13 protein-coding genes are annotated in these 12,359 nt (G+C 65.2%); 5 read left to right on the top strand and 8 right to left on the bottom strand.

Annotated features, from left to right (window positions below):
- A partial coding sequence (locus HY058_07675) for a flagellin (protein MBI3497167.1) occupies window positions 1-469 on the top strand: 469 nt, incomplete at its 5' end.
- A 95-nt stretch (window positions 470-564) separates the two neighbouring features.
- On the opposite strand, the gene HY058_07670 is transcribed toward HY058_07675, so the two are convergent.
- A complete protein-coding gene (locus tag HY058_07670; GenBank protein ID MBI3497166.1) occupies window positions 565-936 on the bottom strand; it encodes a response regulator in 372 nt (123 codons plus the stop codon).
- 49 nt (window positions 937-985) lie between these two features.
- Window positions 986-2,716, bottom strand: a complete 1,731-nt coding sequence (locus HY058_07665) for a hypothetical protein (GenBank protein ID MBI3497165.1) — start codon at window positions 2,714-2,716, stop codon at window positions 986-988.
- 421 nt (window positions 2,717-3,137) lie between these two features.
- Here HY058_07665 and HY058_07660 point away from each other — a divergent pair, with 421 nt between their 5' ends.
- The 3 genes from HY058_07660 to HY058_07650 all read left to right on the top strand — a co-directional run bounded on the left by HY058_07660 (window position 3,138) and on the right by HY058_07650 (window position 6,280).
- Window positions 3,138-5,498 (top strand): xanthine dehydrogenase family protein molybdopterin-binding subunit, encoded by a 2,361-nt coding sequence (locus HY058_07660; protein MBI3497164.1) that lies wholly within the window; start codon window positions 3,138-3,140, stop codon window positions 5,496-5,498.
- Between the two features lie 101 nt (window positions 5,499-5,599).
- Window positions 5,600-5,875 (top strand): hypothetical protein, encoded by a 276-nt coding sequence (locus tag HY058_07655; GenBank protein MBI3497163.1) that lies wholly within the window; start codon window positions 5,600-5,602, stop codon window positions 5,873-5,875.
- Window positions 5,876-5,884: 9 nt separating this feature from the next.
- Window positions 5,885-6,280 carry a hypothetical protein gene (locus HY058_07650; protein MBI3497162.1) on the top strand — a complete coding sequence of 132 codons (396 nt, stop codon included), beginning with the start codon at window positions 5,885-5,887 and terminating at the stop codon, window positions 6,278-6,280.
- A 64-nt stretch (window positions 6,281-6,344) separates the two neighbouring features.
- Here the strand turns inward: HY058_07650 and HY058_07645 are convergent, their stop codons facing one another.
- From HY058_07645 to HY058_07625, 5 genes are all read right to left on the bottom strand, one after another.
- Complete coding sequence (locus HY058_07645; protein MBI3497161.1) at window positions 6,345-6,842, bottom strand: Hpt domain-containing protein; 498 nt, start codon at window positions 6,840-6,842, stop codon at window positions 6,345-6,347.
- 239 nt (window positions 6,843-7,081) lie between these two features.
- A complete protein-coding gene (gene folP / locus HY058_07640) occupies window positions 7,082-8,200 on the bottom strand; it encodes a dihydropteroate synthase (GenBank protein MBI3497160.1) in 1,119 nt (372 codons plus the stop codon).
- Window positions 8,197-8,694, bottom strand: a complete 498-nt coding sequence (gene folK / locus HY058_07635) for a 2-amino-4-hydroxy-6-hydroxymethyldihydropteridine diphosphokinase (protein ID MBI3497159.1) — start codon at window positions 8,692-8,694, stop codon at window positions 8,197-8,199. Before folK ends, folP begins: the two co-directional genes overlap by 4 nt.
- On the bottom strand, window positions 8,691-9,047 hold the full coding sequence (locus HY058_07630) for a dihydroneopterin aldolase (protein ID MBI3497158.1): 357 nt from the start codon (window positions 9,045-9,047) through the stop codon (window positions 8,691-8,693). The genes folK and HY058_07630 overlap by 4 nt, the downstream gene beginning before the upstream one ends.
- A gap of 90 nt (window positions 9,048-9,137) precedes the next feature.
- Entirely contained in the window at window positions 9,138-9,914 is a 777-nt protein-coding gene (locus HY058_07625) for a hydroxypyruvate isomerase family protein (protein MBI3497157.1), read from the bottom strand.
- 117 nt (window positions 9,915-10,031) lie between these two features.
- Between HY058_07625 and HY058_07620 the strand changes: the two genes are divergently transcribed.
- The gene (locus HY058_07620) at window positions 10,032-11,543 is read left to right on the top strand and encodes an MFS transporter (protein ID MBI3497156.1); all 1,512 of its coding nucleotides are present in this window, start codon (window positions 10,032-10,034) and stop codon (window positions 11,541-11,543) included.
- A gap of 54 nt (window positions 11,544-11,597) precedes the next feature.
- Here HY058_07620 and HY058_07615 read toward each other — a convergent pair whose 3' ends face one another.
- Window positions 11,598-12,047, bottom strand: coding sequence for a hypothetical protein (locus tag HY058_07615; GenBank protein MBI3497155.1), 450 nt, complete (start codon window positions 12,045-12,047; stop codon window positions 11,598-11,600).
- Window positions 12,048-12,359 lie beyond the last annotated feature (312 nt).

Here is a 12,359-nt window from a genome sequence, read left to right as displayed (position 1 = left end):
GAACCTGATCGCACAGGTCAATACGTTCATCAGCAACGCGACCTACAACGGCCGCAATCTGCTGTCGGCTGCCTCAAGTTCGATCAACGTCATCGCCAACATCGACGGCTCGACTTTGGTCCTACGGTCGAACAGCTCGTTCACGTTGCAGTCGGTTCTCCTCGGGAACCAGAACATCAGCTCGACGTACCAGGCAGCGCAGGCGCTCTCGGCCTTGCTTCTGGCCCAGTCTTCGATCGCCGACGTGCTCGGCAACCTCGGTTCCGACACCAAGTCGGTCAACTTCCAGGATTCGTTCATCTCGCAGCTGTCCGATGCGACCAATATCGGCCTCGGCAGCATCGTCGATGCGGACCTGGCGCGAGCTTCTTCGCAGCTGCAGGCATTGCAGGTGCAGCAGCAGCTCTCGATCCAGACGTTGAATATCGCTAATGGACAGCCGCAGTCCTTGGTGGCGCTCTTCCGATAATGCGGCATTGGCGACAACCCGGATCGAACCGGGTCTAATCTTTGACGGCGCGTGGTGGCTAGAATGGCTCCCACCCGGCGTCCACCCAAAATCGATCAGCAAACCCCCGCCACGAGCTCGGTCACGGTCTTGAGCAGCTCCATGCGCCTGATCGGCTTCGTCAGGACCTGATTCATCCCGCTCAGCAGGCACTCGCTCACCGCCTCCTCGGAGACGCGCGCGGTGATGCCGATGACCGGAACGCTACCGGCCCAGCCGGGCAGCTGGCGGATGACGCGCGTGGCATCGATCCCGGACATTCCCGGCATCATCACGTCCATCAGCACGATGTCGTAATGGCTGGCGCGTAGCGCCTCGATCGCCGAGGGAGCGTCGGCGAATGCATCGACGACCATCTCGGCAGGCACGAGCATGGCGCGGCACAGCTCGCGATTGGCGAGGTCGTCGTCGCAGAGCAGCACGCGCAGCCGCTTCTTCGTCGGCGCGTTCAATTTCGCCTCCGCCTCTGTACCGCCGTCATGCTGCCGCCACCCGCTCGGCCGGGAATGCCAACGTCACCGTCGTCCCTTGCCCGACGGCGCTCTTGATGGAGATCGTCCCGCCGTGCAGCTCCATCAGCCCACGGGTAATCGCCAAACCGAGCCCGGTACCCTCGACCTTCCGCGAGAGGCCCTTGTCCACCTGCTCGAACGGCGCGAACACCCGCCCGATCACCTCCTCGGGAATGCCGACGCCGTTATCGGCGACGTTGATGACGAGGTGACCGCTGTCGCCAAGCCCGCCATCGACACGCACCCGGCCCGCCTCCGGCGTGAACTTGATGGCGTTCGACAGCAGATTGAACAGGATCTGCCGGAATGCCCTGAGATCGGCGCGCAGCGACAACGGGTGGGACCGCATGTCGCGACCGATCGCGATGCCTTTGCCGGCGGCTTGCAGCTTAACGAGGTCCAGCACCTCATCGACGGCCATGCCGACGTCGAAGGTCTCATCGCTCAGCCGCAGGCGGCCGGCTTCGATCTTCGACATGTCGAGCACGTCATTGATCAGGTTCAGAAGGTGTTGGCCGCTGCTGAGAACGTAGCGCGCGAACTGCACATAGTCCTTGTTGCCGATCGGACCATACACCTCCTTGGTCATCAGCTCGGAGAAGCCGATGATGGAATTCAACGGCGTGCGGAGCTCGTGGCTCATGTTGGCGAGAAACTCCGACTTCACCTTGTTCGCGCGCTGCGCCTCGTCGCGCGCGGCGGCGACGGCGCCGAGCAGCTGCTTGTGTCGACGCCGCTGACGCACCAGCACTGCGCAGATCCCGACGACGACGAGGCAGCGGAAAAAGGCGGTGAATCCGAACTCGAGCGCCTGGTCGACCCATTGATCGAGCACGGCCCGCTCGCCCGCCGACACGATGACCACCAAGGGGTACGCCTTGAGGGCGCGGACGGCGACGATGCGCTGGCTGCCGTCGAGCGGACTCGGCATGCGCACGATGCCGGCGAGATCGCGCGACAAGACTTCGGTCCAGGGCGGCAAGCTCGCATAGGACGTGCCGATGGTCGACTCGACGTGCGGAAAGCCTGCCAGCACCGTGCCGTCGCGACGATGGAGCAAAATGGCGCTGTCGTCACCGAGGTCGACGGCTTTGAAGAATTCCTCGAAATAGAGCGGGTCCAGCACGGCGACGACGGCGCCGGCGAAGTCGCCGTTCGCGAGGCTGCGGCGGCGTGCGAGCGGAATGCCCCATTGCCCGTTCGCATCGCGGATGGGCTCGCTCACCTGCAAGCCCGCTGAGCGATCGCCGGCGAGCGCACCGAGAAAGCCATGATCGCCGAGCCTTATGCCCGCGGGCGGGAGCGCGCCGGAGGCATGCGTCACGTCGCCCTTGGCATTGAGGACCATCAGAGCGGCAACCTGGCGCACGCCAGCGATATGCTGCCGCAACATCGCTCTGACCGGCGCGTCGGCGGCCGAATTGTCGGCATCCAGGGCGGCTAGCGATTCCAGGGTCACCCTGATGATGAGATCGACGGTCTCGACGGCGCGGCCGGTTTGCTCGGCCAAGACCATGTCGAGCTTCTCAAGCTGACGCTCGCTCTCCGCAAGCCGCACGTCGCGCGCAACCAGAATTTGGCGAACGGTGACGAGCGTGATCAGGAGGATAAGCACGCCGGCGATCACGATCATCGCATGGCTGCGTGGCAGCTTCCGCAGCACGCCGCCCGCCGAATGCTCGGTGCGACCCGTCATTCCCTGGGAATCCATTTGCCGCGCTACCCGGCGGGCGGCGCGGCGGTGGTGCAATCGCGGATGAGTTGTTCCGGACGGGCCGGGATGGCGTTGGCTTCGTGCATGGGGCGATCAGCTTCACCGCGGATGCGCCGCACTCTAGAGCATCTTTAATGAAAGTTTTATCGAATTAAGCGCAAATTGGTTCACGAACTGTGGGCGCATTAATGTTGGCGAAGGCAACGGTTGGTTGGTTCAAGATTGAAAGATATTCATCAAGCATACCATAAAATTTTCACTATAATTTTCATTTGCCTGATCTTCCGCCCAGACACCGGGCTTGAGCCATGTAACTATTTGTCGCACAGGGATTTCCGGCGCCCCCAAGGCCGTGGATGCTAACATTGGCTCATGTTCAATGTGTGGAGTCGGAAAGGCGAACATGAGCGCGCGCACCACCTCGCCCACTGCATCTCGGCTCGAATTCGGCATCGGCCAGCCGGTGCCCCGAAAGGAAGATCCAAGGCTGTTGCGCGGCGAAGGTCGCTACACGGACGACGTCAATCTGCCCGCGCAAGCTCACGCGGTCATTGTGCGCAGCACCTACGCCCACGGCATCCTCCGCGCCATCGAGGCGACTGACGCGACCGCCATGCCGGGGGTTCTTGCGGTCTATACCGGCGCCGACCTCCTCGCCGCCGGCTATGGAGCGATCAAGCCAACCATCACCTTCTTCAAGAACCGCGACGGCACGCCCATGCACATGCTGGCGCGCGAGGCGCTGCAGACCGAGCGCGTGCGCTACGTCGGCGATCCCGTAGCCTGCGTCGTCGCCGAGACTGCGGCTCAAGCGAGAGATGCGGCGGAGACGCTAGTCGTCGACATCGAACCGTTGCCGGCGGTCACCGACGCTGAGCGGGCCTGCCAGCCGGAGTCGCCCCAGCTCTTCAAAGCCGTCCCGAACAACGTCATCCTCGACTACCACTATGGCGACGCCAACGCCGTCGCCGCCGCCTTTGCGCGCGCGGCGCACGTGACCCGCGTCAAGCTCGTCAACAGCCGCATCATCGTCAACGCCATGGAACCCCGCTCGGCCATCGGCCAATACGATCCCGCCACCGGACGCTGGACGCTCCATGTCGGCTGCCAAGGCGTCTTTGGCCTGCGCAACCAGCTCGCCAAGGACATCCTTCAGGTGGCGCCGGAAAAGGTTCGCGTCATCACCGAGAATGTCGGCGGCTCGTTCGGCATGAAGGCGTCGGTCTATCCGGAATATATCTGCCTATTTCATGCCGCCCGCAGGCTCGGACGGCCGGTGAAGTGGACCGATGAGCGCTCCGAAAGCTTCCTCGCCGACCATCACGGCCGCGCTCATGAACGCATCGGCGAGCTGGCCCTGGATGCGGAGGGCAACTTCCTTGCCGTCCGCATCACCGGGTACGGCAATATGGGCGCCTTTCTCGACGGCGGCTCACCCATTCCTTCGACGCTCAACACCATGCGGAACGCCGTCGGCGTCTACAAGACGCCGTTGATCGAGGTGGTGACCAAATGCGTGGTGACCAACACCACGCCGGTCAGCGCCTATCGCGGGGCCGGGCGGCCCGAGGGCAACTACTACATGGAGCGCCTGGTCGACGCGGCGGCCCGGGAGATCGGCATCGACCGCATCGAGCTGCGCCGCCGCAATCATATTCGGCCCGATTCCATGCCCTACCAGGCCCCCTCGGGCCTTACCTATGACGGCGGCGAATTCTCCGCACTGCTCGAGAAGGCGCTGGCGATGGCCGATTGGAACGGCTTCGAGGCGCGCAAGACGGAGAGCCGGCGCCGCGGCCTGCTGCGCGGACGCGGCATCGGCAACTACCTGGAAGCGACGGCCCCACCGTCGAACGAGATGGGCGGCATCCGCTTCGAGGCCGACGGCAGCGTCACCATCGTCACCGGAACCCTGGACTACGGCCAAGGGCACGCCTCGCCGTTCGCCCAGGTCCTCACCGAGAAGCTCGGCGTTCCGTTCGAGCGCATTCGCCTCTTGCAAGGGGACAGCGACCAGCTGATTGCCGGCGGCGGCACCGGCGGCTCGAAGTCGATGATGGCGAGCGGCACGGCAATTGTGGAAGCGAGCCAGAAGGTCATCGAGCGCGGCAAGCAAATCGCCGCGCATCATTTCGAGACCGCCGTCCAGGACATCGCGTTCGCCGATGGTCGCTTCAGCGTCTCCGGGACGGACCGGGTCATCGGCATCATGGAGCTGGCCGAGAAGATCCGAAACGGCTTGGCCGTGCCGGCGGACTTGCCCCAGTCCCTCGACGTCGCCCATATATTCGAGAGCGCGCCGGCGGCCTTTCCCAATGGCTGCCATATCGCCGAAGTCGAGGTCGATCCGGAGACCGGCGTCGCCAAAGTGGTGAAGTATTCGATGGTCAACGACTTCGGCACGCTCATCAACCCCTTGCTGGTCGCCGGCCAGGCCCATGGCGGCGTCGTCCAAGGGATCGGACAGGCGCTGATGGAGGTGACCCGGTACGACGCCGACGGCCAGCTCCTGACCGGCTCCTATATGGACTACGCGATGCCGCGGGCAACCGATGCGCCGGATTTCCGCTTCGACAGCCACCCGGTGCCGGCGAAGACCAATCCACTCGGTGTCAAAGGCTGCGGCGAGGCTGGTTGCGCCGGCTCGTTACCGGCGGTGATGAACGCGCTCATCGATGCACTGGCGGAGCGGGGTGTTCGCGCCTTGGACATGCCGGCAACGCCTGAGCGTATTTGGCAGGCCCTCAATGAGGCGCGCGCATGACCGGGCTTGCCTCCGGGCTGTCCTGGCGTTAAGGTCTTGGTAGAGAATTAGGCATTTTAATAAACTTTCGCGGATAGTCGAGCTTTTTGGGAAAAGGCCCCATGGTCACCCCGGTCGATCCGTTGCTGCTCCGCTTCACCCAGCCCGCCAAGCCTTCCTCCGGGGGCCAGGGCTCGGGCCCGGCCGAACGACCGCAGACCGCGCGCCCGAAGAACGGCGGCGACGTCGTGGCTCCCAGCCTCCTCGAGCAGATCGGCGGGAGCGAGGTTGCGTTCGATCCGTTTGCGCTTGCCGAGCAAGCGGGCCAAGCGCTTGCTCGTTCCGGCCTCAGCATCGGCAATGCGCGGCCGGAGACGGTGGCCGCGCTGCAACGCTGATCTCGCGCCATGACCGCCACGCCAATCGCCAAGGACGCCGACGCTTTCTCGGATGCGCGCACGATGGAATACGTGCTGCTGGGGCAGATCTCCGGCGCCATGGTGCTCGCCGACAAGAACCCAAGCGACCGCCGGGTCCTCGAGAGCGTCGTGCACTACAACAAGAACCTCTGGGACACCTGGGTTGTGGATCTGCAGGACAGCAATAATCGCCTGCCGAAGGAGCTCAAGCTGTCCCTCGGGCAACTGGCGGCCTGGGTCAACAAAGAGACCAAGCGCATCCTGGAGGGACAAGGCAATTGCCGGAACCTCGTCAAGGTGAACCAGCTGATCATGGCCGGATTGGCGCCGCAACGGAGCGCGCCGGCGGCGAGCACCGCCAGAGGCGCGGCGCTGAGCGCTTGATCATCGGCGCCGCGTTGGCGCCTTTCGCTCAGCGGCGCACGAGCGCGCCGGTGGCGCAGGCCGGCTAGGACGCCGCTCTTCCTTTCGCCGCCGTCAGATATTTGGAAACCAGCATCTCGAGGGAGTTGATGACTTCCTGGGTCAGTCCCTCCGGCCGCCCCTTTTGGCCGGAGCGGACGATGGCGCGCAAAGAATCGATCTGCAGCTGAATGACGGCCAGCTTGCGTGGGTCGGCCTGAGCGACATTCTCGGCGACCTGGGACAACAAGGCCGCCACTTGTGAAACCGCTGGATAGCCGAAGCTGCCGCCCTCGCCTTTGAGGTTGTGCGCCAGCTCATAGATCCGCTTCGCCGCCTCGGCCCGGTTCGGATCCTCGGTGAGCTCGTTGAGAGCCTCGATCAGCCCATCGAGAGACGGTTGCGCGATGCGACGATAGTCGACCCGCTGCTGGTGGCGCTTGACGGCTTCGTCCGCCTTCTTCACGACCCGCGCGGCGCCGCCCGGCACACCCTTGCCGGTCTTGTCGCTCAAATGCTTGGGTGGCTTGACATACTCTGCCACGGCTGATCCCCCGCTTGCGACCACTCGCCGTTATGCCGGCAGTTTCGGTCGCCCCCAACGCCAAACGCCCGGCGACGACTCGCCGCGCGACAAACCTCAGGATACGCCCGTATTGGCTCGTGTCATCCAAAACGCTGCCAGACGACGAAGCACGCTACGGTTGCCAAGCATACCACAGTATTGCAGAAAATTTGGATAAATTTTCAGGGAATGTAAGCGCAAATTTGATTAATCTTGGTTTACGCCTGCCGAAAGACCGCGTCCAGCACGGCCAATGCCTGCGCCGTTTCGGCCACATCATGGACTCGCAGGATCTGCGCGCCCTGCCGTACCGCCTCCAGTCCCGCCGCCAAGGAACCGGGAATCCGCGCCTTTGCCGGAACCGAACGCCAAGTCTCGCCGATGAACGATTTACGCGAGGCCCCCAGCAAGAGCGGCACCCCCAACCCATGGAGCAAGCTCGTCAGCGCGAGCAGGCGGTAATTGTGCTCGACGGTCTTGCCGAAGCCGATTCCTACATCGGCCAGCACGCGCTCCCGGGGAATGCCGGCAGCGCCGCACGCGGCGATGCGCGCGTCGAGCCAATCGAACACGTCATAGGCGGCATCCTCGTAGCGCGGCGCCTGCTGCATGGTCTCGGGTGTTCCTTGCATGTGCATGAGCACGACCGGCACGCCGCTGTCGCGGGCCACCGCGAGGCTGCTTGAATCGTGGCGCAACGCCGAGATGTCGTTGATCAGCGCCGCTCCGGCGGCGGTCGCCTCCTGCATGGTGAGCGCATTGCGGGTATCGATCGACACGATGGCACCCACTTGCCTCGCCGCGGGTGCCAGCGCCGAAATCACCGGCAGCACGCGGCGCAATTCCTCGCTGGCGCCGAGCGCTCCGGCCCCCGGCCTCGTTGATTCGCCGCCGACATCGAGGATGGCGGCTCCGGCCTCCAGCAATGCCAGCCCATGCGCGATCGCGGCCCCGGGATCGGCGAAATCGCCGGCATCGGAGAAGCTGTCGGGCGTCACGTTGATGACCCCCATGATGATCGGCCAACCCCGGTCCAGATGGGGGAGAGGCGGCCTTGGCTGGGTCAAGCGGTGGAGCGCCGGTTGGAGCTCTTCGGTGGCATCGGCTAGGGCCGCCGGAACCAGGGCCCGGCGCGGTCCCTCGGCACCGCGCTCGACGATCTCCAGGGCGAGGAAGGCCGACGGCCCGCCCGCCAGATCCAGGGCCGCACCCGCAGCGACCGCCGCTCGCGCGGTTTCACCGCCAAGCAGACCGACTGGTCTCAGATAGCGGCGGCGGTCATGTGCCGGCGCGGTGAGCCATGCCGACAGAGCCGCGTGCGTGCCGAAGGTGATCATCGGTCCAAATGGCACGCCTCGCGTGCCGTCGCCGGCAGCGCGGCAAGGAGCTCCGCCGCCGTCAGGCCGGAAACCGGGTGCCGCCAATCGGGGGCCAACGCGACCAGCGGGATCAGGACGAAGGTGCGCTCATGCATGCGCGGATGCGGCAGTTCGGGGACAGCGCCGGGCACGCTCACGATGCCGTGATAGTCGATGAGATCAAGGTCGAGGATGCGCGCCTCGTTCAGCAAGGCACGGCGCCGGCCAAAGTCATATTCGATTTGATGGAGCACATCCAATAGCGAAGCCGGTGCCAGCGTCGTCGCGATCTCGGCCACGGCATTGACGTAGTCCGGCTGCGAGGATGCGGGCACCGGGGCCGAGCGATAGAAAGGCGAGCTGCGAACCGGTCGGATGGCGCGCCTTGCCAATTCGGCGAGAGCTGCTTCGATGGTCTCGCGCGGACCGCCGTATCGGCTTGGCAGATTGCCGCCGAGGGCGACGACAATCATCGGCTCCGTTCCAGGACCACGCCGACCGAAGCGCCCGCGGGCAGCACGTCGAGTTTCTCGATACGGATCCGGACCTTGCGCGCCCGCGGGTCCTCGAGGCAACGCTCCGCGAGCCGGCTCGCCATCACCTCGACCAGGCCGATATGTCCGTCGCCGGCGAGCTCGCGCACGGCTTCGACCAGACCGTCATAGGAGACGAAGCCGGGATCGTTGCCCTTCTGGGGCATGATCGCGGCATCGAGCGTAAGCTCGACCTCGACGCGAATGCGTTGGGGCCGATCGCGTTCCTTCGGGTGGATGCCGATGAAGCACGCCAATTCCAGCCCGGATACGAAGATCGCGTAGTGGTCCATGGTCCTAACCAGCGCAGAGAGGATCGGATTGGAAACGGAGCGGATTATGGCTCAGGATGGGCGCGTCCGTCTTCCCCGAGCCCTTGAAGGCTAGAGATAGGGCGCCATCCAGTCGAGGCCGGCGGAGGTATCGGCCTTGGGCCGGTACTCGCAGCCGACCCAGCCGCCGTAGCCAAGCTCATCGATGAGGCGGAACAAATAGGGATAGTTCACCTCGCCGATCGACGGCTCGTGGCGCTCGGGAACGCCGGCGATCTGCATATGTGCCACCTCGCCGATGTAGCGCCGGATCTTGGTGGCCACGTCTCCCTCGACGATCTGGCAGTGATAGAGGTCCATCTGCACCTTCAGGTTCGAGCTTCCGACCTCGGCGCGGATGGCATGGGCCTCTTCCTGGCGATTGAGGAAGTAGCCCGGGACATCGCGTTGGTTGATGGGCTCGATCAAGAGCGTGATGCCATGCTCGGCTGCCTTCGCGGCGGCATGCCGGAGATTGTCGATATAGGTTGCGCGATGCAGCCGACGCTCCGCACCTGCGGGCACGATGCCGGCCATGACATGCAGCCGCCTGCATCCGAGCACGTGCGCATAGGAGATGGCGGTATCGAGGGCTCGGTCGAAATCGGCCTCCCGCCCGGGCAGGGATGCCAGGCCACGCTCGCCCTGCTCGAGATCGCCAGGCGGCAGATTGATCAGCACGCTTTCCAGGCCGGACTCGGCAAGACGCGCTCGGATGGTCTCGGCAGGGATTGCATAGGGGAATAGGATTTCCACCGCTTTGAAGCCATCGCGGGCGGCGGCGGCAAATCGGTCGAGGAATACCAGCTCGGGATACATCATCGATAGGTTGGCGGCGAAGCGGGGCATCGGCGGCAGTCCTGGCTGTTACCCCGATAGTAGCAAAGCACGCCTTCTCTGCCTTCCTTCTTGCGACTCACGACGGGGTTGGGCCGCCTTGCGTCTCCCATTAAGATGCCGGCCGCCATGCCCGCTGACGCCGCCGCCCCGCACCCGCCGTCGCTGACCGAGCGCGATGTCCGTCTCGTGATAATCGGCGCGATGCTGACCTTGTTTCTGGCCGCTCTCGATCAGACCATCGTGGCGACGGCGCTCGCTTCGATCGCCGCCGACCTCGGCGACGTCGCCCTCATGTCCTGGGTGGTCACCGCCTATCTGCTGACCGCGACCTGCACCACGCCGATCGTCGGCAAGCTCAGCGATCTACAGGGGCGGCGGCGGATCCTTTCCATCTGCGTCCTCGCCTTCGTCGTCAGCTCGGCGCTCTGCGCCCTGGCACCGACGATGCCCATGCTGATCGCCGCGCGGGCCCTTCAAGGCGTGGGTGGCGGCGGACTCATGATCATCGCCCAGGCGATCGTCGCCGATGTCGTGGCGCCGCGCGAGCGCGGCCGCTACGGCGCGTATTTCTCCATGGTCTGGGCCGGGTCGTCCTTGCTCGGCCCTACCTTGGGCGGGCTACTGACGCAATATGCGGGCTGGCCGGCGATTTTCTGGATCAATCTGCCTTTGGGGGTGCTGGCGCTGGTCATCGCCGACCGGGTGCTGCGCAAGCTCCCGCCCAGGCGGCGCGAGGTGAAGATCGATCTCGCCAGCAGCGGGCTGTTCGGCCTTGCCGTCATCCCGTTCCTGCTGGCGCTGTCGCTGGGCGGCACCAAACTCCCCTGGGCGTCGGCGCCGATCCTGGTCGCCTTGGCCTTGGCTGGGGTCAGCGGCTTCTTCTTCCTGCAGCGTCAGCATCGGGTCGACGAGCCGATCCTGCCGCCGCGCTTTATCAAGGATCCCGTCGTTGGCCCGGTGCTGGGCGGCATCTTTCTCGTCTTCGGCGGCTATCTCGCGATCGTGGTCCTGACGCCGGCCTATTTCCAGGTGGCGATGCAGACGCCTACGAGCCAGGTCGGCCTGCTGATGATCCCCTTGATGCTGTCATCGACGGTGACGGCCGCCGCCGCCGGGCGCTACACCAAGCGTGCCGGACGATACAAATTGCCGCCGCTCCTCGGCCTGCCGCTATCGATCGTCTCGCTGGCGATCCTCGGCGTGTTTGCCGACAGGGTATCGGTCACCGTGGCGGCTTGCTTGTTCACGCTCGTCGGGTTCGGCATCGGACCGATCTTCCCGGTGACGATGGTGGCGGCGCAGAACGCCGTCGAGCCTCGCGACATCGGAACCGTCACCGGCACGCTCGGCTTCGCCCGTGCCCTTGGCGGTGCCATTGCCACGGCTGCAGCCTCGAGCCTGGTTCTGGGCCTGATCTCCGCCTGGGTCATTGGCGCGGAGGACATCGCCAGCCTCGAGGATCTGCTGCGGCGACCACTGAGCGAGGTGGCGCGGATCGAGGTCGCCCGCGCCTTCGGGGCGGTATTTCTCGCGCTTGCCGGGGTGACTGCCCTCGGGCTCGCAATCTACGCCCGCGTTGCCGAGCGCCCGCTCAAAAGCCGGCACACCGAAGCCCGCAGCAGCGAAGCCGAGGCATGAGCGCCGGTCAGGCCGGGGACCGGCACTCTAGGGACAAGGTCGGCGGTTTCCGCCCTAGGCAAAGGCCGGCATCGGCTCCCGCTGGCGCCGCTCGATCGGCACTGCGACATGCTGGCGCCGGCGCTCGCCCTCGAGGGCGTAGCGCAGCCGCGCGTCGAGATCACGCTGCGTGAATGGCACGCTCACCCAGGCGCAGACTCCGGCCCGGCGAAAGAGCCGAATGTTTTCCGAGGTGCAGAAGGGCGAGATCACCAAGGCTCCCTCGCAACCGGCGAGGCTCATGGCCGAGCGAATGACCGTGCTGACCGCCGACGCCGGCAAGTCGTTATCCCAATGCCCGACCACGGCATCGAAGCGCGCGAAGGACGAGAGCGTCCTGATTCCATCCTCAAAGGTCGCGTGGCTGATATCGCGGTAGCCAAGGCTCGACAAGGCGTTCACGCATAGGCTGTCGAACTTGCGGCTGTTGTCGATGACAAGCACGGATTCGGTGAAGAAGGGCATGGCGGGTCCTGTGACGTTCGGCTTCGGATCGGGGTCCGGTTGGTCTCGCCCGTTCCGGCCCCTGCAGGACCACTCAGCAATGCCCGTGCCGCCGCGAACGCCGCGCAGAGCCAGGAAATTCAACGACTCAACGGAAGCCATCAGCCGGCGGCCGACCCCGCCGGGCAGCCGCTAGGCCGAACTTTACCCATTTTTCGAGCAAGGCGCTGATGTGACTCGCATTTGGTTGCGGGTCCTGACTACAGCGTCGGTTGGAGGGCGAGCAGATCGAAGGCGCGGCGCTGGGTTTGGGTCGGTGTGGCGAGCACGGGG

It is taken from the genome of Pseudomonadota bacterium, assembly GCA_016195085.1.
Lineage (GTDB): Bacteria > Pseudomonadota > Alphaproteobacteria > SHVZ01 > SHVZ01 > JACQAG01.
This window is presented reverse-complemented; position numbering and strand designations above follow the sequence as displayed.

Bases quoted from the DNA above. Each gene is read 5' to 3' on its own strand.
- HY058_07620 (MBI3497156.1), top strand. From the start codon at position 10,032: ATGCCCGCTGACGCCGCCGCCCCGCACCCGCCGTCGCTGACCGAGCGC.
- folP (MBI3497160.1), bottom strand. From the start codon at position 8,200: ATGATCACCTTCGGCACGCACGCGGCTCTGTCGGCATGGCTCACCGCG.
- HY058_07615 (MBI3497155.1), bottom strand. From the start codon at position 12,047: ATGCCCTTCTTCACCGAATCCGTGCTTGTCATCGACAACAGCCGCAAG.
- folK (MBI3497159.1), bottom strand. From the start codon at position 8,694: ATGATTGTCGTCGCCCTCGGCGGCAATCTGCCAAGCCGATACGGCGGT.
- HY058_07630 (MBI3497158.1), bottom strand. From the start codon at position 9,047: ATGGACCACTACGCGATCTTCGTATCCGGGCTGGAATTGGCGTGCTTC.
- HY058_07660 (MBI3497164.1), top strand. From the start codon at position 3,138: ATGAGCGCGCGCACCACCTCGCCCACTGCATCTCGGCTCGAATTCGGC.
- HY058_07665 (MBI3497165.1), bottom strand. From the start codon at position 2,716: ATGACGGGTCGCACCGAGCATTCGGCGGGCGGCGTGCTGCGGAAGCTG.
- HY058_07655 (MBI3497163.1), top strand. From the start codon at position 5,600: ATGGTCACCCCGGTCGATCCGTTGCTGCTCCGCTTCACCCAGCCCGCC.
- HY058_07650 (MBI3497162.1), top strand. From the start codon at position 5,885: ATGACCGCCACGCCAATCGCCAAGGACGCCGACGCTTTCTCGGATGCG.
- HY058_07625 (MBI3497157.1), bottom strand. From the start codon at position 9,914: ATGCCCCGCTTCGCCGCCAACCTATCGATGATGTATCCCGAGCTGGTA.